This is a genomic window from Bradyrhizobium sp. SZCCHNS30572, from assembly GCF_032484415.1.
Classification (GTDB): domain Bacteria; phylum Pseudomonadota; class Alphaproteobacteria; order Rhizobiales; family Xanthobacteraceae; genus Bradyrhizobium.
On the sequence record NZ_JAUESY010000008.1, the window covers coordinates 212240 to 236126 of the forward strand.

A 23887-nucleotide genomic window follows, 5' to 3' on the forward strand; every position below is an offset into this window, starting at 1 on the left:
CAGGTACCACAGGTTCAGCCGAGATCACCCGGCCCTCCCTGCGCGATGGGCTTACGATTTATACGTAGTCTCCCCGGTGTCCGGGCTTGTTAGCCACCGTCATCAGCGCGATGCGCCGGGCATCGTCGCCAACTTGACGCCAGCATCGGGGCGCCAGGACCATACGACTTCACCGTCCTGCCGGTCGCGTTCGTCCGCTCGCGATTTCAGCGCGCTGCGCGCCGACAGGCCACCGCTCCCCGCCTCCAACGCTCGTGACGACCGCGAAACGTCCCTCTTCGATCGAGGCGGGATGGCGGTAGACAACCATGAAATTCGGAAAAATGGAAGATCAAAATTTTTGCGCGAGGGACTGGACAGGGCAAATCAGTTTGATCGGGCAAACGAAATCGAATTCTGCGCGCAGCCGGCTTTAACCGCGCGCGACCGCAGCAGCAGCGGGCGACGATACCTCGGCGCCGTATCCGCGGAAGGAGCCTAGCGTCCGAGAAGGGTCGCGAGCCGACCTTGCAAGCGGTTGCGGATTGGGGCAATCGAAGCTCGGCAGCCGCGCATCCTGGGCCTACCATGTCAAAGTTCTTCGCTATGGAATCCGTCGGATCTCCCTGGGGTGACTACGGCGATATTCTTTTGAACGGCCTCGTTGAAGCGACCGAGTGCGTCGGGCCGCCGATCATCCGCATCTTGCGCACTGGCCCATATGTGCCGCCGATGACCCAGCCATTCGGCTTCATCATCGTCACCGACGAATTTCGACGTGACCTTGAACGCAGCCAGTTGACTGGCTTTGACTTCGAGCAGACTCAGTATGGGAAAGTCGTCCGCCTCGATTGGCAGACTTGGAGCACGGACACCAATGAGCCGATGTCGTATCCCGAGACAGGCGAACCAGAGGACTACATTTTGGGATGCCCCCACGACCCCACTCTTCTGGCGCAGATGCCTCGGTTGTGGGCTCTCGCCGTCCGGCCTACGCCCGAATTGCAGGTCCAGGGCACACATTCCTTCCGCGCAGATCGACATCCGGGCACGGACATCGCTCGTGAGCATACGCTCCATTGGGTAAGCGAGCGTATGAAGGTTTGGCTCGAAAGATCGTCGGCGGCGAGATGGATTGCGTTTCGTTCGATAAGGCCGCGATGAACAATGTCCGCTTCGGGACAAAATGGGATTCTGGTCGCAACAGCGGCGGAATATCTTCTGTCGTGAATGCACCAGTTGACGCGCTTCAGGATTAAACCTTCCCCGCCGCTGCCAAAGTACCTGCGGCAGCTCGTACCATTGTCATCACCGGCCGCAGCCGCGGGTGATGATGCAACGGCGCCGTATCTGCGGCCGGAGCCTCGAGCCCGAGATGGGCCAAAGGCGGAAGACAAGCCGTGCAACAATCAGCCGACGTGTCATATCATGCGGTGACGATTGACTTGGGTGAGAGTTTGCAGGAGCTACCGGAACATGCGACGCGACGGGACTCTGTTGAAGCGATATCGGGCGGGTGAGTTCGATCAGGTTTGGCGAGAAATTCGCACCTACCCAAGTATTGAAGGTGAGTTCCGCGAGGAAGTGATGGAGATCGCCGATGCGACCATGCAACGGGTCGTCCAAAACGCCGACCTCGTCGCCTCGCGATTGCAGGCCATTGGCTGGCAGGTCCTATCATCTCAAGATCAGGGTCTTCGGACACCACCGAAATCGAGCGACGAGGCGGTTTTCTCTCGCATTGTCGAGATGTCCGGAGCACCGATTCCACCAACCCTTCTGGCATTCTGGCGTGTCGTTGGTGGAATCAACTGGGTGTGGGACTACAGATCCGAGGATCGTCCGCCGGATCTTGGGTTTGATTTGCCGTCTGAGGAACACGACGCCCTATGCATAGATGCGCCCTCCATCGTTACGGATCTGTTCGATGAATGGATTTATCAGAAGGCAGACACGGAACGAGATCACGAGCATCAGCTGAGTATCGTCTTGGCACCGGACTATCTGCACAAGGCAAACATCAGCGGAGGCAGTCCATATTGCGTCCTGGTGCCATTTCTCGGTGCCGACCCGTTGTTCTCTGACGAGCGACATGGATTGCCGTTCCTCGACTATTTGCGCCTTGCATTCCGTTGGGCAGGCTTTCCCGGTCTCGATCGGCATTCAGCTCGCAGCGATGTGCGGGATTTCATAGCCAGATTCGGAAAAGATCTGCTTCCCTTCTGAGGCTCGACCGGGTCAACGGGCGCGGGCGCGAATGCAGGAGTTGTAGGGCAGGCAGAGCAGCCGCCTGCAGGACGGTCGCGTGCCCGCCATCGCTCCGCGCAGGAGATTGCGGAATGGTGGGCACGGCGCGCGGCGCATCGCGTCTGATCATTGACATCGCGGGCGCGCCTTTGCCCACCCTACCCTGTCGTCATTGCGAGCGTCAGCGAAGCGACACAGGGGCGGCACGAAAGGTCTGGATTGCTTCGTCGCTGCGCTCCTCGCAATGACGATCGGGGCAGCTATCGCGCCACACACTTGCTGTCATCGCCCGGCCTCGACCGGGCGATCCAGTACGCCGAGACGGCGATGATCCCATAGAGAGGCCGCGACGTACTGGATATCCCGCTGCGCGGGTTATGAGGACGGAGGATTTGGCAGGCGGCGTGCCCTATCGTCTTCCGTGTTACCTCTTCCCGCTCTTCGTGCTGTGGGAATGCGAATGGCTGTGGCTGTGACTATGGCTATGCGCGTGCCCATGGCCTTGCGCCGCCTCGACCGGCATCATCGCGACGTGGCCGTGGCGGACGCCGCGTTCGGCGATGACGTGGTCGGCGAAGGCCTTGACCTCGCGGCGCTCGCCCTTGAGCACGGTGACCTCGAGGCAGCTCTCCTGGTCGATGTGGACGTGCAGGGTCGCCTGGGCGAGACCGGAATGGTCGTGCGCCTCCTGCGTCAGGCGCTTCGGCAGTTCGCGCGCAGCGTGATCGTAGACGTAGCTCAGCGTCGCGATGCAATGGCGGCTGTCGCTGGCGCCGGCGTCAACCGTTTCGAGGCCGCTGCGCAGCAGATCGCGAAACGCCTCCGAGCGGTTGTCGTAGCCGCGCCGGGCCATGAAGGCGTCGACCTCGGCGAGCAGATCGTCGTCGATCGTGATCGTCAGGCGCTGCATGTCCCGTCTCCCTGAGCTGCGCGGCAAGCGCCTATCCACCAGATGAGTATGATGTATTCACGTTGACATCATACCGGTGTCACCTTAGCGTTCTTTAACACTCGACAGTGGGGCGATCCAAGCGAGCATGCCGCGGGCCAACGAAGGCGCGCGGCAGTTGACGATGCATGCCCTGTGGCGAGCTCTAGGGGCGTGACGATGCGGTGGCGTGGGGCGAGTGTTGGCGTGCTGATGGCGGCATTGGCGCAGCAGGCAAACGCCCATCCGGAACGGGCCCCTGCCGAGTTGCCGACGGTCGACGTGGACGCCCCCCGACGCACGGCCAAGCCGAAGCTGCAGGTCCGGCGCGCGGCGCAGCGGCCGAAGCCGGGCACGGCCGGTGCGACCGTGCATGTGATGCCGGCCGCCACGGCCGCGGCTGCACCGTCCGGCGCGCCCAATGTCGGCTCCGGCCCGGCGCGGCCGCAGGACATGGCGAGCGAGGTCGTGATATCCGGCGAGGAGATCAACGCCCGCCCGGCCACGCGGCCCGGCGAGGTGCTGGAAGCGGTGCCCGGCCTGATCGTCACGCAGCATTCCGGCGAAGGCAAAGCCAACCAGTATTTTCTGCGGGGCTATAATCTCGACCACGGCACCGACCTCGCGCTCCATGTCGACGACGTGCCGGTCAACATGCGCACCCATGCCCACGGCCAGGGCTATGCCGATCTCAACTGGCTGATGCCGGAGACGATCGGCCGTGTCGACGTGCGCAAGGGGCCCTACTTCGCCGACGAAGGCGACTTCGCCTCGGTCGGCAGCGTCCATATCGGCCTGATCGACAGCGTGCCGAAGGCGATCGCGCAGATGACGGCGGGCAGCTTCGGCTATCGCCGCTTCTTCGGCATGGACTCTGTGCATGTCGGCGACGGTCATCTGCTGATCGCGGGCGAGGCCGGCCGCTATGACGGGCCATGGACCACGCCCGATGATGCCAAGAAGCTCAACGGGCTGATGCGCTACTCGCAGGGCACCGCGACCGACGGCTTCTCGATCACCGGCATGGCCTATGCGAACAGCTGGACCTCGACCGACCAGGTGCCGGAACGCGCCATCACCTCGGGCGATCTCGGCCGCTACGACGCATACGATCCGACGGACGGCGGTAAGACCAACCGCTTCGCGCTGTCGGGCCGCATCGCCGGCACCGACGTGGCCGGCTCGTGGAAGGCCAACGCCTATGTGGTGAAGAGCCAGCTCGATCTCTACAACAACTTCACCTACGCACTCAGCAACCCCACCTATGGCGACCAGTTCCACCAGCACGACGATCGGCTGATGCTCGGGGCCAATGCGTCGCGCACCTTGAACGGCAGCTTTGCCGGCCGACCGATGGAGACGACGTTCGGCGTCCAGACGCGCTACGACGACATCGCGCTGGCGCTGACCAACACCCGTCAGCGCGTGTTGCTCTCCGACATCGATCCATTGAGCACCGGCGTCGTTCGCGCCGACAAGGTCGGCGAAGGCAGCGTCGGGATCTACGTCGAGAACACCGTGCGCTGGACCGACTGGCTGCGCACCACGGTCGGCTATCGCGGCGATTATTACCAGACCCACGTCTATTCGCTGACCAACGGCAACAACACCGGCGACGCCGCAGCCAGCCTCGGCAGTCCGAAATTCCGGATGGTGATCGGGCCGTTCGACAAGACCGAGTTCTTCGTCGGCGCCGGCTACGGCATGCACAGCAACGACGCCCGCGGCGCCACCACCACGGACGATCCGGCTGCGCCGGGCACCAGGATCGACTCCTCGCCCCTTCTGGTGCGCACCAAGGGCGCCGAGGTCGGCGTGCGCACGCGCATCGTCCCCGGACTCGACTCGTCGCTGAGCGTGTTCATGCTCAACCAGGATTCCGAGATCCTGTTCTCGGGCGATGCCGGCAACACCGAGGCGAGCCGGCCGAGCCGGCGCTACGGCTTCGAGTTCACCAACCACTATCGCCCGGCGTCGTGGATCGACATCGACGCCGACCTCGCGATGACGCATGCCCGCTTCGTCGGCACCGACGACGGCCAAGCCGACGCCTATAACCAGCTCGTCCTGGCCAACGCGCCGGCCGAGGTGCTGCGCGGCAATGCGCCAGGCAACTACATCCCCAACGCGCCGGCGATGATCGCGTCGGCCGGCATCACGCTCGGCGAGAAGACCGGCTGGTTCGGCGGTCTGCGCTGGCGCTATCTCGGCTCCACGCCGCTGACCGAGGACAACTACTTCCGCTCGACCGCCACCAGCGTGTTCAACGGCCGCATCGGCTTCCGCGACACCAATGGCTGGCGCATCCAGCTCGACGTGCTGAACCTGCTCAACACCAAGGCCAGCCAGATCTCCTACGGCTACGGCTCGCTGCTGCCGACCGACCAGCTCTACCAGGCGTGCTACGGCTCATCGGCCTCCCCGTTGCCGCCCCCGCCGGTGCCGCCGGCCCAGGTCTGCCAGACCGGCGTGATGGACCGCGTGCTGCACCCGATCGAGCCGCTGACGTTTCGGGTGACGGTGGCGGGGACGTTTTGAGGCGGAGCTTGCTAGGTCTCACGCCCTCTCCTCGCGGACGGTGAACTCCCCTCCCCCTTGCGGGGAGGGGTTGGGGGTGGGGGACCACGAGTCCCGCTGTTCGTGATGGAGAGTCGATCTATCAAGAACACTGGAGAATCATCGCGCGCGTCGAACGACCGCAGTCGAACGCGTGAAATCGTTCACGCGTGAAGTGTGCCCCATGGAACGTTCAGCGCGTGGGGACCCCCACCCCCGACCCCTCCCCGCAAGGGGGAGGGGACTCACCGCCGGCTGGGCAAGAGTTCGAGCCGTCGCGTGCTATAATGTGTGCCTCTTCTCGGGACCGAAACCATGTCCGACCGCACCACCCATTGGCAGAACGTCTACACCACCAAGGCCGAGACCGAGGTGAGCTGGTACCAGGACGACCCGGCGACGTCGCTGCGGATGATCCGCGAGGCCGGTGCGACACCGACATCGCGGATCATCGACATCGGTGGCGGCGCCTCGCGGCTGGTCGATGCGCTGCTCGCGGCCGGCTACGGCGCGCTCGCCGTGCTCGACATCTCCGACGCGGCACTGGCGACGGCGCGCCGCAGGCTTGGCGCGGCGGCGGCCGGGGTGACGTGGATCGCCTCCGACGTCACCACCTGGACGCCGGACGCGCGCTACGATGTCTGGCACGACCGGGCCGCCTTCCATTTCCTCACCGCGCCCGAAGACCGCGCCGCCTATGTCGACCGCCTGCGCGCGGCCGTGGTGACCGGCGGGGCCGTCATCATCGGCACGTTCGCGCCCGATGGTCCGGAGAGGTGCAGCGGACTGCCGGTCGTCCGCTACGACGCCCACGGACTGGCCGCTGCGCTGGGTCCTGCTTTCACGCTGGAGGACAGTTGCACCGAGGTGCATCGCACGCCATGGGACTCGACGCAGCAGTTCCAGTTCTGCCGCTTCCGCGCCGGTTAGAGCATGATCCGGAAAAGTGGAAACCGGTTTTCCGAAAAGATCATGCTCAAACAAGGAGATGAGATCATGATGCGATTCCGTGGAATCGCATCATGATCTAGTCAGCAGCACAGAGGCGGGCCATCCGACACGACGAGAACCTCGGTGTCGGCATCCTCGCTGCGCGCGGCATCCTCCGCTCCACCAGCCGACGTCTCGCTCTCCGGCGGCGTGCGCCAGGGAATCGGCTTCGGCGGCATCCGCTCCAGACGCTGTGCATCGGCGACGGCGCGGCGTGCCGTCTTCAGCGAGCGGCAGACCAGCACGGCCTGCTCGGCGGTGCCGACCTCGAAGCCCGCCCCAATCGCCTTGATGCGATACGATGCCATCTCCGCCTCTCCCAATCCGGCAGCAACCAGAACCCCGCGCGCCTTGTTCCTGGCGACTGTGGCAGGTCTAGTGTCGGCCAAAGGCGGACGGCAAAACTGGTCAACGGACTCCTAATCCGCAGCGCGTGACGTCGGGGTTTCCGTTTCGGGGCGGGACAGAGCGCGGTCAGGCGCGGCTGACGGCGAAAGAAATCCACAGCCGCGCACAGGAATGGCGAATGGCGAGCAGGTGATCGTCCCGATCCCGATTCGCTACTCGCTGTTCCCTATTCGCCCTCTCAATAGTCCCGGAATTCGTCTTCCTCGTTGATCAGCTGGCCGATGCTGCGCGGCTGCTTGCGCGACGGGATCGAGCTGGTCACGTCGGGCTCGCGCTGGCCGTAGCCATAGCGCCGCTGCTGCGCACGTGCCGCCACCGCCTCGCCGGATTGCGCGGCTGGCTGGCAGATCATGCGGCGGCTGGCGCGGCGCATCAGGTCCACATGGATGTGGTCGTAGTGATAGACGTTGGAGCCGGGCGCCAGCACGGTGGTGAACTGCTGGCACGCCCCGCCCTGGATGTCGCGCAGAAAGCCCTGCTCCTCCGGCAGGCCGATCCAGCCGTCCTTGACGCTGATGCGGCGGCCGTCGGCGAGCGTGAAGGCGGCGATGTCGAGCGCGTTGCCGAAGGCATGCTCGGAAATGTGCGCGCTCGGATTGCCGTTCATGCCGCGGCAGGAATAGGCCGAGATCTGCTTGATCTCGACGACCTTGGTGCCGAACCAGCGCTGGGCTGCCGGCTGCACCGACTCCGCGATCCAGCGGTCGAGTGCCGAGACGATCGGACAGGCGAGCGTCGCGGTCGGCTTCACCGCGACCGGGCCGACGGTGCCGACCGGATCGCGCGACGGTCCGAGCCGCGGCGGCGGTTCCTGCTGCGGATAGGCGGTGCGAGCGGCCGGCTGACCGCGATAGGGCGAATAGGCCGCGTCGGCCGGCTGATCGACGTCGTCCTCGCCGACCGGCGGCTCGAGCTGCAGTGGCGCGCCGGGAGGGGCGCCATGGGACGGCGATGCCGAATTCGGATAGGCCGCGCTCGACGCGGGATAGGCCGGCTGCGGCGCGGCCTGCGGCTGATAGGTCGCGGGCGGGGCGTAGCGTTGCGGCGGCTGGTTGATCGGCCAGCGCGGCTGGCCGCCGATCGCGGCCGGTGGACGCAGGCTTTCATCGGCGAAGCCATAGCTCGTGGTCGCTTCGCCGAGCGCCGCCACCTTCAGCGGATAGTCGGCGCCGCACATGCCGGGGCCGGAGATCGGATTGATGCGGACGATATCCGCGCTCTCCTTCACCGCGCCCGATTTCAGGCAGGCGATCTCGGCCTCGGCCCGCCACGGCTCGCGCTCCTGGAAGAATCCACGGCCGCAACCCGCAAGCGAGACAAGGACGATGGAGCCGACGAGATACAAACGAACTCCGCGCGTCATATGCAGAGGTTTGCGGCAATTTGCTTAAGGACCTGTCAATGCCGTCCATTTACGGCGCGCAAACCATCGTGACGTGAAAGGCAGTCCATTTACGGGGAAGCGACAACCGCGCTGTCTTTTTTGCCGATGCCGATCGGATATGTGTGGCGCGCGCTTTGCGGAGCAGGCGTCAAGCGCGAGCGCACGCCAGGTGCGCGAGATGCGAAACGGGAGCGGTCCCATGAGCCTTGCCGATCGGCTGAGCATGGTGGTCACGTATGTCGTGTTTGCATTCGTCGGCGCGATCATCGTCGGGATGATCTGATCGCTGCGATCCGACCTCGATCGATTGACGGGCCGCGGTGGGCCGCGTGCGGCCCCAGCCGCATTGCCTTTTCGGCTGTGACCCTTGTCACAGATCGCGCCGTCACCCGCGTCTAAGAGTTCCCTCCAGGTTCACGACGCCGTCCGAGGGAGCTCATTCATGAAGACCGTGTATCTGGCCGCAGCAGCCGTTCTGATCGCGAGCAGCGCCGCGCAGGCCGGCAGCTCGATCGCGTTCAATTTCGACGGACACAAGATCCGCGTCACCGTGCCGCGCAACTGCCAGTCGCTGTCCTGCCTGCAGGTGTCCGGCATCGACCTCAGCGGGCTGAAATCATCCAAGCTCGACGATGACGATGCGCCGGCGGGCAGCGCGCCTGCGGCCGGCGCTCCGGCCCCCGCTGTCGCGGCGCCCGTGGCGGCTCCGCCGGTCGTCAACGCGCCGGCGCCCGCCGCCACCGCGCCAGCCCCTGCATCGCCCACTGCCGCTGCGCCATCCACGACCGTGCAGATGCCGGTGCCGCCGGCGCCGGTCGCGGCGACCGCGCCTGCTCCACAGCCAGCCCCGGCACCCGCGCCGGTCACGGTTGCCGCGGCGCCTGCCGCAGTTCAGCCGGCGCCGGCAGCCGATCCGAACTCGCCGCTCGGGCTGTGGGCCACCGAGGGCGGCAAGGGCAATGTCGTGATCGAGCCGTGCGGCGCCAACATCTGCGGCTTTGCCGAGAAGACGCGGGAGAAGATCCTGATCAACATGAAGCCGAAGGACAGCAAATGGGTCGGCCGCATCCACGATCCGGACGGCGGCGGCAACTACGACTCCACCGTGGTGCTCAAGAATCCGAACACGCTGCGGGTCCAGGGCTGCGCCTTCGGCGGCCTGTTCTGCGGCGGACAGACCTGGAAGCGCGTGAGCTGATTGCCGTCCCTCGACATCGGCGAACGCAAAGGCCCCGCCGGGATCAGCACCGGCGGGGTTTCCTCCTCGTGGCGTCTGCTACGCCACCTTGGCGGGGATCGCCGCGGGCATCGCGAGGCGCAGCGGCAGCGACAGCCGTACCCGCAGGCCGCGCGGGGCGTTGGGCATCAGCGCGATGCCGCCGTCATGCTTCTTCATGATCTCCTGCGCGATCGACAGCCCGAGGCCGAAGCCGCCGGCCGAGCGCGCCTGGTCGAGCTTGACGAACGGCTCCAGCGCGCGCGCCTGCAGCGCCTGCGGAATGCCCGGACCGTCATCGGCGACCTCGATCGCGATCATGCCGTCGGCCAGGGTCGACAGGCTGACCACGACCTCGCTGCCGTGCTTGACCGCGTTCTCGACCACGTTGGTGACGGCGCGCGACAGCGCCCGCGCCCGGCCCTCGCAGACCAGCCGCGACGGTCCATCGAAGCTGACGGCGTGGCCGACATCGGCGAAGTCGCAGCAGATCGTCTCGAGCAGGCTCGCCAGCTCGATCCGCGCCGGCTGCTCCGCCTTGGTGTCGTCGCGCAGGTAATCGAGCGTCTCGTCGAGCATGCGGCTGACCTGGTCGATGTCGCGCAGCATCGCGCTGCGCATCTCGCCCTGAGCGATGCGCTCCGAGCGCAGCCGGAGCCGCGTCAGCGGCGTGCGCAGGTCGTGGCTTATCGCCGCCAGCATGCGCGTGCGGTCGTCGAGCAGCGCGCGGATGCGCGCCTGCATCTCGTTCAGCGCCTCGGCGACCTGGGCGATCTCCCTTGGCCCGCGCCGGCTCAGCGGCTCCTGCGCGCCCGGCGAGCGGCCGAATGCGGCCGCGGCGCGCGCCATCTCCGACAGCGGCCGGATGATCGCCCGCGCCGCGTAGATCGACAGCAGCACGCCCAGGATCAGGATGAGAAACAGGAACACCGCCGTCGGCTTCAGCACCATCGACCAGAATTCGAGGCGCGGCACGTCGTCGAACACCAGCGCACGCTCGCCGTCGACCTGGACGATGATCTGGGTCGGCGGCGCCGCACCATAGCCGACGCCGTGGAGCAAGGTGACGTCACGCAGCACGCTGAGCTGACGGCGGGCCAGCCGCGAGGTCCATGGCACGTCCCTGACCGGCTTGGCGAGCAGCGTCAGCGAGGTCAGCGGCACCAGCTCGACCTGGATGCCGGAGCTGCGCAGGCTCGACAGGCTGCTCTCGACGGCCACGGGGTCGTTCGCGGCGCGGACGAAGTGCACCGCCTCGGCGACGCGCGCGATGCCGTAGGCCGGCGATTCCTGCTCGTCGGGCGGATCGAGAAACAGCAGCGCGGCCGCGATCATCAGCACCATGCCGAACAGCACCGACAGCGACGCCAAGGTCACGATCTGCGTGGTGAGGCCGAGGCGCGGGCACGGCTTGCTATCTGGCGTCATCGATGGTCTCGACTCTTGGCGTGAACACATAGCCGCCGAGGCGCACGGTCTTGATCAGGGACCAACTGCGCGCGCCCGGCTCGATCTTCTGCCGGATACGGCTGATATGGACGTCGATGCTGCGCTCGACCGGCCCGGCCTGCCCGCCGTGCGCAAGCTCGATCAGTTGCTCGCGCGACAGCACGCGGCCGGCATTGCGGCAGAACGCCAGCAGGATGTCGAACTCGGCGCTGGTCAGCGTGATCTTGACGCGGTCGGGATCGAACAGCGTGCGCGTCGCCGGCTCGATGCGCCAGCCGTCGAACGTCATCGGCGCCTGCCGCGCCGCGATCACGGCGGGATGCAATTGCGACCGGCGCAGCAGCGCGCGGATACGCGCCACCAGCTCGCGCGGATTGAACGGCTTGACGACATAGTCGTCGGCGCCGAGCTCGAGGCCGAGGATGCGGTCGATGTCCTCGCCTTTTGCGGTCACCATGATGATCGGCACGGTCGAGATCTGGCGCAGGCGGCGGCAGATGCTCATGCCGTCGTCGTCCGGCAGCATCACGTCGAGCATGATGAGGTCGACCTGCTCGCGCTGCAAGAGGTCGTTCATCGCGGCCGCGGAGGACACGAAGCGCGGCGCGAAGCCGTGCTCCTGCAACAGCTCGGTGAGCAGCGCCGCAATCTCCCGGTCATCTTCGACGCAGAGAATGCGCGCGGCTGCCGGTATGTTCGCGTCTGCGGACACGGCGGTATCGTGTGACGACATCATGCGCGGAACATGGTCGATTTGAGTCCAAAAGAACAGCCCGAAGCGAGGTCCGATCGTGGCGAAAGTAAGCTGTATTGTTAAGGCGGAAACATTTCTTCACGCGACTTAATCCTGCGCAATCGTTAACCTGCCTAGGCTCCGCGCATCAAACAAACACGGGGAAGTCCTGCGGCGTGGCCGACCAGCCGGCGCGGCCTCCTTTCGAACCGCGATAGTATCAGCCGCCGTGAAGCCCGTCCTGCTCGCACTCTGCCTCGCCACGCCGCTGCTCGCCGGCTGCGCCGTCGGCCCCGATTACGTGACGCCTGAGTTCGGCGTGCCGAAGCGCTGGAGCAGCGACCGCAATCGGCCGGCGCAGACGCTGAAGCTCGCGCATTGGTGGCGCAACCTCAATGATGACCTGCTCGATCAACTGATCAGCGAGGCGGTTGCCGGCAATCTCGACGTCGCCGCCGCCAAGGCGCGCATCCGCGAGGCGCGGGCGACGCAGCGCCAGGCCATCGGCGCGCTGTTTCCCACAGTGAGCGGCACCGGCACGGCAACGGAGACCCGCAGCGCCGGCAGCTCGACGAGCGGCATCGCGATCGCTCCGACCACCTACAGCCAGTACCAGGCCGGCTTCGATTCGAGCTGGGAGCTGGATCTGTTCGGCGCCAACCGCCGTGCGGTCGAGGCGGCGACCTACGGCGTCGATGCCGCCGAGGACGATCTGCGCGCGACCTTGCTGACGCTGCTCGGCGACGTCGCCTCCAACTACATCGATGCCCGCGCCTACCAGGCGCGAGCGGCGCTGGCGCGGCGCACTGCCGCCTCGCAGCGCGAGACCGCGGCGCTGACCGAGCGCAAGCAGAATGCCGGCTCTGCCTCGGCCGTCGACACCGCCAAGGCGAGCGCGCTGGCCGCCAGCACCGAAGCAACCATCCCGACCTATGAGAGCAGCTATCAGCAGGCCGTGCATCGGCTCGGCGTCCTGCTCGGCCGCGACCCGACGGCCCTGAATCTCCGCCTGTCGCGTGCGACGCCGATCCCATCGCCGCGCCTGCCGCTGCCGAAGGGCATCCCGGCCGACGTGCTGGTCATGCGGCCCGACGTGCGCAAGGCCGAACGGCAGCTCGCGCAGTTCACCGCGAAGATCGGCCAAGCCACCGCCGCGCTGTACCCGGATGTCAGCCTGACCGGCACGGTCTCGACCACGGCGCTGAAGCTCGGCGATCTCGGCAAGAGCTCGACGATCGGCTGGTCGATCGGCCCGAGCGTCTCGGTGCCGATCTTCAACGGCGGCAAGCTGCAGGCCGCCGTCGAGGTCGCGGAAGCGCAGCGCGACGAATACCACGTCGCCTGGCGCAGCGCGGTGCTGAGCGCGCTCGAAGACGTCGAGAACGCCATCGTGAGCCTCGGCCAGGAGCGCATTCGCATCCGCAGCCTGAGCGAGTCGGCGCAGCGCTACGGCGAGGCCGCGCGGCTGTCGCGCTCGCTCTACCAGACCGGCTCCAGCACGTTCCTCGACGTGCTCGATGCCGAGCGCTCGCAATTCACCGCCGAGGACAGCCTGCTCGCGAGCCGCGCTACGCTCGCGAAGAACTACGTGGCGCTGGCCAAGGCGCTGGGCGGCGGTTGGACCGCAGCGATCGACAGCTCGCTGCCCGAGGTCGTCGACAGCGGCACCGGCCCGCATCTCGCACAGGCCGTCGCGCCCAAATAATCTACGATCTGAACTTCAAAAAGTGCCTCCGAAGTGATCCGATGAACGCACCCTTATCCCACATGCCCCGACCGGTCGCGGTCGATGGCGGCCTCGCGCCGGCGCCGAAGCCGAAGCGGCCACGCCGCTGGCCGCTGCTGATCGCCGGAGCGCTCGTCGTTCTGGCCGCCGCGATCGTGCTGGTCATGAGGCTGACCAGCAATCCCAACGCCAATCTCGTCACCGCGCCCGTCACGACCGGCGACATCGAGCAGACCGTGCTCGCCACCGGCACGCTGAAGCCGGTCAAGCTTGTGGCGGTCGGCGCCCAGGCGTCGGGACGGCTGGTCGCGCTCAACGTCAAGCTGGGACAGAAGGTCAGGGCCGGCGATCTGATCGCCGAGATCGACTCGCTGACGCAGCAGAACACGCTGCGCACCAACGAGGCGAGCCTGCGGAGCGTGCGGGCACAGCGTGACGAGAAGGTCGCCACCCTGGCGCTGGCCGAGGCGAACCTGGCGCGGCAGCAGGTCACGCTGGCGCAGAAGGCCTCGTCGCGCGCCGACTACGACAGTGCCGAGGCGACCGTCAAACAGACCCAGGCCCAGATCGCGCAACTCGACGCGCAAATCGTCGAGGCCGAGGTCGCGATCGAGACCGCGCGCGTCAACCTCGGCTACACCAAGATCACGGCCCCGATCGACGGCACCGTGCTGTCGATCGTCACCCAGCAGGGCCAGACCGTGAATGCGGTGCAGTCGGCGCCGACCATCGTCGTGCTCGGCCAGGTCGAGACGATGACCGTGCGGGTGGAGATTTCCGAGGCCGATGTCGTCAAGGTCAGGCCCGGACAGAACGTCTACTTCACCGTGCTGGGCGAGCCCGATCATCGCTACGAAGGCACGCTCGGGTCGATCGAGCCGGCGCCCGAATCGATCAAGAGCGATTCGAGCTTCTCGTCGAGCACGACGACCACGTCGAGCAGCAGCTCCTCCTCGTCCACCACGTCCTCCGCGATCTACTACAATGGCGTGTTCGATATCGCCAATCCGGACGGGCGGCTGATGACCTACATGACGGCCGAGGTCCACATCCTGCTCGGCGAGGCCCGCAAGGTCCCGACCATTCCGTCGTCCGCGCTTGGCAACGCCAATCCCGATGGCAGCTACACGGTGCGCGTGCTGACCGGCGCAGGAACGCTGGAGAAGCGCACCATTCGCGTCGGCCTCAACAACAAGATCCGGGCCGAGGTGCAGTCCGGCCTGCGCGAGGGCGAGCGGGTCGTGATCTCGGCGCCCGAGGAGGGCACGAAGCGAACCGTGATGCCCCCGCCCGGAGGCGCGTGATGACGGAGGTCCTGATCGACCTGCAGAATGTCGGGAGGCGCTACGCGTCCGGCGAAGGCACGGTCCATGCTTTGCGTGGCGTCGACCTCCAGATCGCGCGCGGGGAGATGGTGGCGATCATCGGCCAGTCGGGCTCCGGCAAGTCGACGCTGATGAACATTCTGGGCTGCCTCGACCGCCCGACATCCGGCAGCTACCGGATCGCCGGCCGCGAGATGGGCTCGCTCGATCCGGACGAACTGGCGGCGTTGCGGCGCGAGCATTTCGGCTTCATCTTCCAGCGCTACCATCTGCTGGGCGAACTCAGCGCCGCCGACAATGCCGAGGTGCCTGCGGTCTATGCCGGGCTCGGCCCGGCGGCACGCCACCGCAAGGCCGAGGCGCTGCTGCAGCGGCTCGGCATGGGCAGCCGTACCGACCACAAGCCGGGTCAGCTCTCGGGCGGCCAGCAGCAGCGGGTCTCGATCGCCCGCGCGCTGGTCAACGATCCCGACGTGATCCTGGCCGACGAGCCGACCGGCGCGCTCGACCGCGCCAGCGGCGAGGAGGTGCTGCGCATCCTCGACGAGATCAGCGCCTCCGGGCGCACCGTCATCATCGTCACGCACGATCCGAGCGTCGCGCAGCGCGCCCGGCGCATCATCGAGATCGAGGACGGCCGCGTCATTTCAGACCGGCTCAATCCGCGGACTTCGGAACCCGCGCCAGCCGCAGCGACCGAAGACCACTCCGCCCCGGCGGCGTCGTGGTGGCGCAGCCAGCTCGACCGTTTCCGCGAGGCCGCGCGGATGGCGCTGCTCGCCATGAATGCGCACCGGATGCGCGCATTCCTCACCATGCTCGGCATCATCATCGGCGTCGCCTCGGTCGTGCTGGTGCTGGCGCTCGGCAAGGGCTCGCAGGCCAAGGTGCTGAAGGACATCAACCGGCTCGGCACCAACACGCTGGAATTCTTTCCCGGCAAGGATTTCGGCGATACGCGCTCCAGCAAGATCAGGACGCTGGTGCTCGCCGATGCCAAGGTCATGGCGCAGCAGCCTTATGTCGATGCGATCTCGCCGACGGTCTCGACCACCAGCACGCTGCGGTTCGGCGCGATCGAGGTCAGCGCCCAGATCTCCGGCGTCGGCGAGCAGTATTTCCGGGTCAAGAACACCGAGCTTGCCGAAGGCAGCTATCTCGATGCCGATACCGTGCGCTCCTACGCCCAGGACGCCGTGATCGACGACAATGCGCGCAAGGCGCTGTTTCCCGATCCCGACGTCAGTCCGCTCGGCAGCGTGGTCCTGATCGGCAAGGTGCCCTGCCGCGTCGTCGGCATCACCAAGCAGCAGCAGGCCGGCTTCGGCTCCAGCTCCACGCCGATCGTGTACCTGCCCTACACGACCGTGCAGGCGCGCTTCCTCGGCAACCAGGTGCTGCGCAGCATCAGCGTCCGCGTCGACGAGGCGACGCCGATGGCGGCGGCCGAGCGTGCCGCAACGGCGCTGCTGACGGCGCGGCACAATGCCAAGGATTTCTTCGTCCTCAACACCGATGACATCCGCAAGACCGTCGAAAGCACGACGCAGGTGCTGACCCTGCTGGTGGCGGCCATCGCCGTGATCTCGCTCTTGGTCGGCGGCATCGGCGTCATGAACATCATGCTGGTGTCGGTGTCGGAGCGCGTCGGCGAGATCGGGGTGCGCATGGCGGTCGGCGCCCGCCGCAGCGACATCCTGATGCAGTTCCTGATCGAGGCGGTGCTGGTCTGCCTGCTGGGCGGTGCGCTGGGCCTTGCGCTCGCGGTCGGCTTCGGCACGGTCTTCAACGCGCTCGACGTCGGCTTCCAGCTGATCTATTCGCCGCTCGCCATGGTCGGCGCCGCCGTCACGTCGATGGCGATCGGCATCGGCTTCGGCTACATGCCCGCCCGCAGCGCCTCGCGGCTCGATCCGGCAACGGCTCTGGCAAGGGAGTAGGTCGGAAAGAATGAGCTCCACTCCTCCGGACAACAACCGGATCGATCTACTTCACCGGGCGCTTCTCCAGCTTGCGCGCGAGCGTCCGGCGATGCATGCCGAGCCTCCTCGCAGCTTCGGAGATGTTGAAGTCGGTCTCGATCAGGGTCTGGTGGATGCGCTCCCATTCCAGCGTCTTGATCGAGGTGGAGCGCTCCGCCAGGGCCACTTGCGCGTTGCCCTGCGCCTTGCGGAACGCCTCCTCGATGTCGTCGGTGTTCGACGGCTTGGCCAGATAGTGGCAGGCGCCGAGCTTGATCGCCTCGACAGCAGTGGCGATGCTGGCAAAGCCGGTCAGCACCACGATCAGCATCTCCGGATCGTGCGCATGCAGCTTCTCGACGCAGACGAGGCCGGAAGCCCCGCCGAGCTTGAGATCGACGACGGCATAACCGAACGTCTTCTCCTTGAGGATCTCGTCGACGTCCTCGAGCGAGCCGGCGACGACGGCCTCGTAGCCGCGCCGTTCGAACGAGCGCTTCAGGGTGCGTGCAAAACCGTCATCGTCCTCGACGATCAGGAGGGACAGGTCATTCGCCATCGCGCTCTCCAATGACAAGCGTCGACAACGGCAGTGACAGCCGGACGGTCGCTCCACGTCCCCGGTGGTTCCAGGCGGAAACGCTGCCGCCCAGCTTGCGGATCACGTTGACCACCAGGAAAAGGCCCAGGCCGCGGCCCGGACGGCCCTTGCTCGACTGATAGGGACGTCCGAGTTGCCCCAGCATCGCCGGATCAAAACCCGGCCCGCGATCGCTGACGCTGAGCAGCAGCTGATCACCATCTCGTTCGACCACGAACTCCACCCACTCGCGCGAGACTTCGAACGCGTTGTCGAGCACGTTGACGATCGCCTGCTTCAGGGCGACGTCGGAGACGATCGCCGGATCCGAGCCGAACTCGTTGCGGAACATCAGATTGCGCGCCGAGCGCGCCGCGCTCCATTCGGCGACCAACGTCGTCAGGAACGCCTTCAACGTCGTCGGCGCCGAGCCTTCGCCGCGCGCCTGACCGGCCGAGACCAGGATGTCAGTCACGATCGACTTGCAGCGCTGCACCGCCGCTTCCATTTCGGTGAAATCCTCCGCGAGCGTCGGATCGGCAGAGATCACGGTCATGCGGCGCCAATCGTTCAGGATGACCGAGATCGACGCCAGCGGCGTACCAAGCTCATGCGCGGCGCCTGAGGCGAGCAGGCCCATGCGGATGATGTGATCCTGCTCGACGGCGTGCTGGCGCAGATCGGCGAGTTTGGCGTCGCGCTCGCGCAGGTTCCGGTTGATGCGGGTGACGAAGACGACGAGCAGCACGGCGTCGAGCATGAAGCCGACGAACATGCCGGTGATGTGCAGGGTGAAGGCATCGCTGACATGATGCTGCGGCAGTTGCAGCGGGCGGTACTCGATGGTGAGCCAGATGAAGCTGAGCACCGTCAGCGCGACCAGCGACCAGGACGAACGCGCGTCGAGCAGCACGGCCCCCAGCGTCACCTGCAGCAGATAGAGACACGTGAACGGGTTCGACGCGCCGCCGGTGAGATAGAGCTCCGATGTCAACGCCACCACGTCGAGCATCAGCGCGATCAGCAAATGGCGATTGCCGACGTCGTCGCGCCTGCGCAGCCAGATATGGCTGGCGATGTTGAGCGCCACCAGCGCGCAGATGATCGCCGCCATCGGCAGCACCGGCAGCGCAATGCCGAACCAGGTGGTCACGAAGCCGATGGTGACGATCTGGCCGACCACGGCGATCCAGCGCAGCTGGATCAGCAGCACCATGTTCTTGCGGTTGGTCGCGTCCTTGGTCGGCAGCGGCGCGTTGATCTCGGGTGTGGCGATCGCGGCCACGACTCCGAACGGCAAATTGGGGGCCTCGCTGCTCATGAGGGCCCGTCCGATCTCCGCCGGCAGAACGGCAGGCGTCGATCGCTCAAGACGCCGTCCCGCATCCACCCATGTCCTGCCGCTGCTGATCCCATTCCACATCCTGCGCTGCCGGCGCGCCGGGCTCACGCTGCGCGCGGCGGAGCCGCTGCAGCCCGGCGCCGGCCAGCATGAGGGCCAATGTAAACCAGGTCAGCGCGTAAACCAGATGGTTGTTCGGAAACGAGATCACGGTGAGTCCGCCGATTGGAAGTCCGCCAGGATTCGGGGTCGCATCGGCATCGACGAAGAATGGTGCGACGTCGGACAGACCGCGCGCCGCCGCGATCGCCGCGACGTCACGTGAATACCAGCGATTCCCCGCGGGATCGTTGTGGCGCAGGAAGCCGCCGCCAGGCTCGGAGATCCGCAGCAGTCCGGTCACGCTGACCGTGCCATTCGGGTTCCCGGCGCTGCGGCTTGCGGGGTCGCGGCGATCCGCGGGCACGAAGCCACGATTGACGAGCACGGCGCCGCCGGCGGTCTGCAGCGGCGTCACCACCCAATAGCCGGAGCCCTCGACCGTCAGCGCCTGGACCAGCGTCTCGCGGTCGTTGAGGAAGCGGCCGCTCAACGTTATCAGCTTGTACTCGTCGTCGTTGCGATCGATGGCCGGCCAATCCGCCGGGCTCGGCGCCGGCACGGGCGCGGCATGAACGCGGTGCTCGACGCGATCGATCAGGTCGAGCTTCCAGGCCCGCCGCTCGATCTGCCAGACGCCCAGCGCCAGCAACATCGCGACGCAGGCAACCCACGCCGCACCGATCGCGAGCCGCAGCGCGCCGGATCGCCCGCGGCTGGCCTCGTCGCGTTCCCCTGCCCCGTCGGCAGGAGCTGACATCACGGCGTCTGGCCCATCTCGTGCACCGGCATCATGTTGGTGGTCAGGTGATGCATGACCCAGAGCGAGCCGCTGAGCGCGATCACCACCATGATGATGGTGAAGATCAGCGCCATCATGGTCCAGCCGCCCTCGGCCTTGGTGTTCATGTGCAGGAAGAAGATCATGTGGACGACGACCTGCACGGCCGCGAATGCCATGATGATCAGCGCCGTGGCCTGCTTGTCGAGCGAGCCGTTCATGACCAGCAGAAACGGAATCGCCGTCAGGACGACGGAGGCGCCGAAGCCGATCAGTTGGCCCGAGCGCGTGCCGGCATGGTCGTCCGCCGAACCGTGCGCATGTGCATCAGAGCTCATCGAAGCATCCCCATCAGATAGACGAAGGTGAAGACACCAATCCAGATCACGTCGAGGAAGTGCCAGAACATGCTGAGGCAGACCAGCCGGCGGCGGTTGGCCTCGATCAGGCCGTGGGTCCCGACCTGCACCATCAGGGTGACCAGCCAGACCAGACCGAACGTCACATGCAGGCCGTGGGTTCCAACCAGCGTGAAGAACGACGACAGGAAGGCGCTGCGCTGCGGCGTCGCGCCCTCGTGGATCATGTGCGCGAACTCGGTCAGCTCGATACCGAGGAAGGCGAGGCCGAACAGCCCGGTCACCACGAGCCATGCCTGCATCGCGCCAACGCGGTTCCGCTGCATCGACAGCATCGCGAAGCCATAGGTGAGCGACGACAGCAGCAGGAACGAGGTGTTGACCGCGACCAGCGACAGGTCGAACAGATCCTTCGGCGCCGGCCCGGCGGCGTACCTGGCGCCGAGCACGCCATAGACGGCAAACAGGATCGCAAAGATGAGACAGTCGCTCATCAGATAGATCCAGAAGCCGAGCATCGTGCTGCTGCCTTCGGGATGCTCGTGCTCATCGACGACATAGAAGACCGGCTCCCCGGCCTTCATCGTGCCCATCGCAACGGTCATGACTTGGCTCCTGCCACGAGCAGCTTGGTGCGCGCGCGCTCGACGCTTACGACCTCATCGGCCGGGATGTGGAAGCTGCGGTGATAGTTGAAGGTGTGGCCGATCGCGACCGCGAGCAGCGCGACGAAGCTGCCTGCCGCCATCCACCACATGTACCAGATCAGTCCGAATGCCATGGTGGTGCTGAGGCCCGCCAGAATCACGCCGGTACCGGTGTTGCTCGGCATGTGGATCGCCTTGAAGCCGGCGAGCGGACGCGCGTAACCGCGGCGCTTCATGTCCCACCAGGCATCGTTGTCGTGGACGACGGGCGTGAAGGCGAAGTTGTAGGCCGGCGGCGGCGACGACGTCGCCCATTCCAGGGTGCGCGCATTCCAGGGATCGCCGGAGACGTCGGCGAGCTGCTCGCGGCGGAGGATGCTGACCGCGATCTGGATCAGGAAGCTCGCGATGCCCAGCAGGATCAGGAACGCGCCGATGCCGGCGATGATGAACCATATCTGCAGGCTCGGATCGTCGAAGGTGCGCAGCCGACGGGTCACGCCCATCAGGCCGAGCACGTAGAGCGGCATGAAGGCGAAGTAGAAGCCCACCGTCCAGAACCAGAACGACATCTTGCCCCAGAACGGATCGAGCCTGAAGCCGAACGCCTTGGGGAACCAGTAGGCGATGCCGGCGAACAGGCCGAACAGCACGCCGCCGATGATCACGTTGTGGAAATGCGCGACCAGGAACAGGCTGTTGTGCAAGACGAAGTCGGCCGGCGGCACGGCGAGCAGCACGCCGGTCATGCCGCCGATCACGAAGGTCAGCATGAAGGCGACCGTCCACATCATCGGCAGCTCGAAGCGGATGCGGCCGCGATACATCGTGAACAGCCAGTTGAACATCTTCGCGCCGGTCGGGATCGAGATGATCATCGTGGTGATGCCGAAGAACGAGTTCACGCTGGCGCCGGAGCCCATCGTGAAGAAGTGGTGCAGCCAGACCAGGTAGGACAGGATGGTGATGACGACGGTGGCGTAGACCATCGAGGCGTAGCCGAACAGCCTCTTGCCCGAGAAGGTCGAGGTCACCTCGGAGAAGATGCCGAAGGCCGGCAGGATGAGGATGTAGACCTCCGGATGGCCCCAGATCCAGATGAGGTTGACATACATCATCGGATCGCCGCCGAAATCATTGGTGAAGAAGTTGGTTCCGACGTAGCGATCGAGCGATAGCAGCGCCAGCACCGCCGTCAGCACCGGGAAGGAGGCGACGATCAGCACGTTGGTGCACAGCGAGGTCCAGGTGAAGACTGGCATCTTCATCATGGTCATGCCGGGCGCGCGCATCTTGACGATGGTGCAGATCAGGTTGACGCCGGACAACAGCGTACCGACGCCGGCGACCTGCAGGGCCCAGATGTAATAGTCGACGCCGACATCCGGACTGTAGGAGAGGTTCGACAGCGGCGGATAGGCCAGCCAGCCGGTGCGCGCGAACTCGCCGACGAACAGCGAGCACATCACCAGAACGGCGCCCGACGTGGTCATCCAGAAGCTGAAATTGTTGAGGAACGGGAACGACACGTCGCGTGCGCCGATCTGCAGCGGCACGACATAGTTCATCAGGCCGGTGACCAGCGGCATCGCCACGAAGAAGATCATGATCACGCCGTGCGCCGTGAACACCTGATCATAATGGTGCGAGTTGAGATAACCTTCGGAGCCGTTGAAGGCGATCGCCTGCTGCAGCCGCATCATCAGCGCATCGGCGAAGCCGCGCAGCAGCATGACGATGCCGAGCACCATGTACATGATTCCGATGCGCTTGTGGTCGACGGTCGTGAACCACTCCTTCCAGAGATAGCCCCACAGCCGGAAATAGGTGATGGCGCCGAACAGCGTGAGGCCGCCGAGCGCGACCATCGCGAAGGTGCCGACGATGATCGGCTCGTGCAACGGCAGCGACTCCAGCGTCAACCGGCCGAAGATGAACCTGGTGAGATTGGCAGTGTCGAACATGATGTGACCCTCACGAATCCGACGTCACGAATCCGATTTGGAGGTTGTTCCCGTGATGAAGGTTGCCTTGGACGGCCGCAGCAGGCCGGGCCGCTCCAATCCACGGCCCTGCAGCGGCGCCCAGTCGAGCGGCGCCAGGACCGTCGGCGAGGAATCGTCGGCCATCCGCGTGACCTGATCGCCAGGCAGGCAGACGCCGCCCACAACGAAGCTCGGCTCGGCACCGAACACGGCGCCGCGGCCGGCGAACTTGTCGTAGGCGAGCGGCAGCGTGTTGCGGACGCCGGCCATGCCCATGCCGCCTCTCGCGTCGATCGCCATCATCTCGCTCATGCACATCTTGCCGGGCTCGACGCACATGTTGAGGATGGCGCGAAACAGGTCGCTATCCACCGATGCGTAGTAGCGGACTGGCTCGTTCGCGCTGGGACGCTCCAGCTTGAGATAGTCCGGCTTGCCAAGCCCGGCACCGCTGGCCTTGGCCTTCTCGATCCAACCGGCGAATTCGACATCAGACAGGCCATGAAAGGCAAAGCGCATGCCGGAGAAGCCGGCGCCGCTGTAGTTCGCCGAGAAGCCGCGATAGACGCCGGGCTTGTTGATGACGGCGTGCAGCCGGCTCTGCATGCCCGGCATCGCATAGATCTGGCCGGCGAGCGCGGGGATGTAGAACGAGTTCATCACCGACGACGAGGTGATCCTGAAATCGAGCGGCCGGTTCACCGGCGCCGCAAGCTCGTTGAGGCTGGCGATGCCATATTCGGGATAGATGAACAGCCACTTCCAATCGAGCGCGACGACGTCGACCTCGAGCGACTTGTCCTGCGGCGTCACCGCGCGCTCGGCGGAGATGCGCCCGAGCGTGCGATAGGGATCGAGCAGATGCGTGCCCATCCACGTCACCGCGCCCAGGCAGATGATGATGAGCAGCGGCGCCGCCCAGATCAGAAGCTCGAGCTGGGTGGAGTGATCCCAATCCGGCGTGTAGGCCGCCGCCTGGTTCGACTGGCGGTAGCGCCAGGCCACGATGGCGGTTGCCGCCATCACCGGCACCACGATCAGCAGCATCAGCACGGTTGCGATGATCACGAGATCGCGTTGCTGGGCGGCCACGTCACCGGAGGGCGAGAGCACGACCAGATTGCAGCCTCCGAGCGCGAGCCCCAGCGGCAGCAGTGCCAAGAATTTCCAGTAACGCACGCTCAACCTCGTC

At 66.1% G+C, this 23887-nt stretch carries 20 protein-coding genes; 8 read left to right on the forward strand and 12 right to left on the reverse strand.

Annotated features, from left to right (window positions below; all coding sequences use genetic code 11):
- The first annotated feature begins 567 nt into the window (after window positions 1–567).
- Both QX048_RS23485 and QX048_RS23490 read left to right on the forward strand, forming a co-directional pair.
- On the forward strand, window positions 568–1143 hold the full coding sequence (locus QX048_RS23485; RefSeq protein ID WP_316159281.1) for a hypothetical protein: 576 nt from the start codon (window positions 568–570) through the stop codon (window positions 1141–1143).
- A 312-nt stretch (window positions 1144–1455) separates the two neighbouring features.
- A complete protein-coding gene (locus QX048_RS23490) occupies window positions 1456–2205 on the forward strand; it encodes a hypothetical protein (protein WP_315825284.1) in 750 nt (249 codons plus the stop codon).
- 445 nt (window positions 2206–2650) lie between these two features.
- Here QX048_RS23490 and nikR read toward each other — a convergent pair whose 3' ends face one another.
- A complete protein-coding gene (gene nikR, locus QX048_RS23495) occupies window positions 2651–3136 on the reverse strand; it encodes a nickel-responsive transcriptional regulator NikR (RefSeq protein WP_315825285.1) in 486 nt (161 codons plus the stop codon).
- Between the two features lie 198 nt (window positions 3137–3334).
- Here nikR and QX048_RS23500 point away from each other — a divergent pair, with 198 nt between their 5' ends.
- Together QX048_RS23500 and QX048_RS23505 are read left to right on the forward strand one after the other, a co-directional pair.
- The gene (locus tag QX048_RS23500; RefSeq protein ID WP_315825286.1) at window positions 3335–5692 is read left to right on the forward strand and encodes a TonB-dependent receptor; all 2358 of its coding nucleotides are present in this window, start codon (window positions 3335–3337) and stop codon (window positions 5690–5692) included.
- 333 nt (window positions 5693–6025) lie between these two features.
- The gene (locus tag QX048_RS23505) at window positions 6026–6640 is read left to right on the forward strand and encodes a class I SAM-dependent methyltransferase (RefSeq protein WP_315825287.1); all 615 of its coding nucleotides are present in this window, start codon (window positions 6026–6028) and stop codon (window positions 6638–6640) included.
- A 101-nt stretch (window positions 6641–6741) separates the two neighbouring features.
- Here the strand turns inward: QX048_RS23505 and QX048_RS23510 are convergent, their stop codons facing one another.
- Window positions 6742–7008, reverse strand: a complete 267-nt coding sequence (locus tag QX048_RS23510; protein WP_315713457.1) for a hypothetical protein — start codon at window positions 7006–7008, stop codon at window positions 6742–6744.
- Window positions 7009–7286: 278 nt separating this feature from the next.
- Window positions 7287–8471, reverse strand: coding sequence for an extensin family protein (locus QX048_RS23515; RefSeq protein WP_315825288.1), 1185 nt, complete (start codon window positions 8469–8471; stop codon window positions 7287–7289).
- 463 nt (window positions 8472–8934) lie between these two features.
- Between QX048_RS23515 and QX048_RS23520 the strand changes: the two genes are divergently transcribed.
- Complete coding sequence (locus tag QX048_RS23520; RefSeq protein ID WP_315825289.1) at window positions 8935–9690, forward strand: DUF2147 domain-containing protein; 756 nt, start codon at window positions 8935–8937, stop codon at window positions 9688–9690.
- 78 nt (window positions 9691–9768) lie between these two features.
- On the opposite strand, the gene QX048_RS23525 is transcribed toward QX048_RS23520, so the two are convergent.
- A complete protein-coding gene (locus QX048_RS23525) occupies window positions 9769–11136 on the reverse strand; it encodes an ATP-binding protein (RefSeq protein ID WP_315713461.1) in 1368 nt (455 codons plus the stop codon).
- Window positions 11123–11893 carry a response regulator gene (locus QX048_RS23530; RefSeq protein ID WP_315713462.1) on the reverse strand — a complete coding sequence of 257 codons (771 nt, stop codon included), beginning with the start codon at window positions 11891–11893 and terminating at the stop codon, window positions 11123–11125. Before QX048_RS23530 ends, QX048_RS23525 begins: the two co-directional genes overlap by 14 nt.
- A 226-nt stretch (window positions 11894–12119) precedes the next feature.
- On the opposite strand from QX048_RS23530, the gene QX048_RS23535 reads away from it, so the two are divergent.
- The 3 genes from QX048_RS23535 to QX048_RS23545 are packed head-to-tail and all read left to right on the forward strand — an operon-like array spanning window position 12120 to window position 16881.
- A complete protein-coding gene (locus QX048_RS23535) occupies window positions 12120–13595 on the forward strand; it encodes an efflux transporter outer membrane subunit (protein WP_315713463.1) in 1476 nt (491 codons plus the stop codon).
- Window positions 13596–13636: 41 nt separating this feature from the next.
- On the forward strand, window positions 13637–14920 hold the full coding sequence (locus QX048_RS23540; RefSeq protein WP_315713464.1) for an efflux RND transporter periplasmic adaptor subunit: 1284 nt from the start codon (window positions 13637–13639) through the stop codon (window positions 14918–14920).
- The gene (locus tag QX048_RS23545) at window positions 14920–16881 is read left to right on the forward strand and encodes a MacB family efflux pump subunit (protein WP_315825290.1); all 1962 of its coding nucleotides are present in this window, start codon (window positions 14920–14922) and stop codon (window positions 16879–16881) included. The genes QX048_RS23540 and QX048_RS23545 overlap by 1 nt, the downstream gene beginning before the upstream one ends.
- A 46-nt stretch (window positions 16882–16927) precedes the next feature.
- Here the strand turns inward: QX048_RS23545 and QX048_RS23550 are convergent, their stop codons facing one another.
- From QX048_RS23550 to cyoA, 7 genes are read right to left on the reverse strand one after another with little or no spacing between them, the layout of a single operon-like run.
- Window positions 16928–17461: a response regulator transcription factor gene (locus QX048_RS23550; RefSeq protein ID WP_315713466.1), complete on the reverse strand. Its 534-nt coding sequence runs from the start codon at window positions 17459–17461 to the stop codon at window positions 16928–16930.
- A complete protein-coding gene (locus QX048_RS23555) occupies window positions 17451–18803 on the reverse strand; it encodes an ATP-binding protein (RefSeq protein WP_315752399.1) in 1353 nt (450 codons plus the stop codon). Before QX048_RS23555 ends, QX048_RS23550 begins: the two co-directional genes overlap by 11 nt.
- A gap of 46 nt (window positions 18804–18849) precedes the next feature.
- Window positions 18850–19683 carry an SURF1 family protein gene (locus QX048_RS23560; protein WP_315825291.1) on the reverse strand — a complete coding sequence of 278 codons (834 nt, stop codon included), beginning with the start codon at window positions 19681–19683 and terminating at the stop codon, window positions 18850–18852.
- Window positions 19683–20042 carry a cytochrome o ubiquinol oxidase subunit IV gene (cyoD, locus tag QX048_RS23565; RefSeq protein WP_315752397.1) on the reverse strand — a complete coding sequence of 120 codons (360 nt, stop codon included), beginning with the start codon at window positions 20040–20042 and terminating at the stop codon, window positions 19683–19685. The genes QX048_RS23560 and cyoD overlap by 1 nt, the downstream gene beginning before the upstream one ends.
- On the reverse strand, window positions 20039–20668 hold the full coding sequence (cyoC, locus tag QX048_RS23570) for a cytochrome o ubiquinol oxidase subunit III (protein WP_315825292.1): 630 nt from the start codon (window positions 20666–20668) through the stop codon (window positions 20039–20041). The genes cyoD and cyoC overlap by 4 nt, the downstream gene beginning before the upstream one ends.
- Window positions 20665–22674, reverse strand: coding sequence for a cytochrome o ubiquinol oxidase subunit I (gene cyoB / locus QX048_RS23575; RefSeq protein ID WP_315825293.1), 2010 nt, complete (start codon window positions 22672–22674; stop codon window positions 20665–20667). Before cyoB ends, cyoC begins: the two co-directional genes overlap by 4 nt.
- A gap of 24 nt (window positions 22675–22698) precedes the next feature.
- On the reverse strand, window positions 22699–23874 hold the full coding sequence (cyoA, locus tag QX048_RS23580; RefSeq protein WP_315825294.1) for a ubiquinol oxidase subunit II: 1176 nt from the start codon (window positions 23872–23874) through the stop codon (window positions 22699–22701).
- Window positions 23875–23887 lie beyond the last annotated feature (13 nt).

What these genes read in the sequence shown, in the direction of transcription:
- cyoB (WP_315825293.1), bottom strand. Translation starts at nt 22,674, where the DNA reads ATGTTCGACACTGCCAATCTCACCAGGTTCATCTTCGGCCGGTTGACG.
- QX048_RS23555 (WP_315752399.1), bottom strand. Translation starts at nt 18,803, where the DNA reads ATGAGCAGCGAGGCCCCCAATTTGCCGTTCGGAGTCGTGGCCGCGATC.
- QX048_RS23515 (WP_315825288.1), bottom strand. Translation starts at nt 8,471, where the DNA reads ATGACGCGCGGAGTTCGTTTGTATCTCGTCGGCTCCATCGTCCTTGTC.
- QX048_RS23530 (WP_315713462.1), bottom strand. Translation starts at nt 11,893, where the DNA reads ATGATGTCGTCACACGATACCGCCGTGTCCGCAGACGCGAACATACCG.
- QX048_RS23505 (WP_315825287.1), top strand. Translation starts at nt 6,026, where the DNA reads ATGTCCGACCGCACCACCCATTGGCAGAACGTCTACACCACCAAGGCC.
- QX048_RS23485 (WP_316159281.1), top strand. Translation starts at nt 568, where the DNA reads ATGTCAAAGTTCTTCGCTATGGAATCCGTCGGATCTCCCTGGGGTGAC.
- cyoD (WP_315752397.1), bottom strand. Translation starts at nt 20,042, where the DNA reads ATGAGCTCTGATGCACATGCGCACGGTTCGGCGGACGACCATGCCGGC.
- QX048_RS23540 (WP_315713464.1), top strand. Translation starts at nt 13,637, where the DNA reads ATGAACGCACCCTTATCCCACATGCCCCGACCGGTCGCGGTCGATGGC.
- QX048_RS23560 (WP_315825291.1), bottom strand. Translation starts at nt 19,683, where the DNA reads ATGTCAGCTCCTGCCGACGGGGCAGGGGAACGCGACGAGGCCAGCCGC.
- cyoC (WP_315825292.1), bottom strand. Translation starts at nt 20,668, where the DNA reads ATGACCGTTGCGATGGGCACGATGAAGGCCGGGGAGCCGGTCTTCTAT.
- QX048_RS23510 (WP_315713457.1), bottom strand. Translation starts at nt 7,008, where the DNA reads ATGGCATCGTATCGCATCAAGGCGATTGGGGCGGGCTTCGAGGTCGGC.
- QX048_RS23525 (WP_315713461.1), bottom strand. Translation starts at nt 11,136, where the DNA reads ATGACGCCAGATAGCAAGCCGTGCCCGCGCCTCGGCCTCACCACGCAG.
- QX048_RS23520 (WP_315825289.1), top strand. Translation starts at nt 8,935, where the DNA reads ATGAAGACCGTGTATCTGGCCGCAGCAGCCGTTCTGATCGCGAGCAGC.
- QX048_RS23490 (WP_315825284.1), top strand. Translation starts at nt 1,456, where the DNA reads ATGCGACGCGACGGGACTCTGTTGAAGCGATATCGGGCGGGTGAGTTC.
- QX048_RS23500 (WP_315825286.1), top strand. Translation starts at nt 3,335, where the DNA reads ATGCGGTGGCGTGGGGCGAGTGTTGGCGTGCTGATGGCGGCATTGGCG.
- QX048_RS23550 (WP_315713466.1), bottom strand. Translation starts at nt 17,461, where the DNA reads ATGGCGAATGACCTGTCCCTCCTGATCGTCGAGGACGATGACGGTTTT.
- nikR (WP_315825285.1), bottom strand. Translation starts at nt 3,136, where the DNA reads ATGCAGCGCCTGACGATCACGATCGACGACGATCTGCTCGCCGAGGTC.
- QX048_RS23545 (WP_315825290.1), top strand. Translation starts at nt 14,920, where the DNA reads ATGACGGAGGTCCTGATCGACCTGCAGAATGTCGGGAGGCGCTACGCG.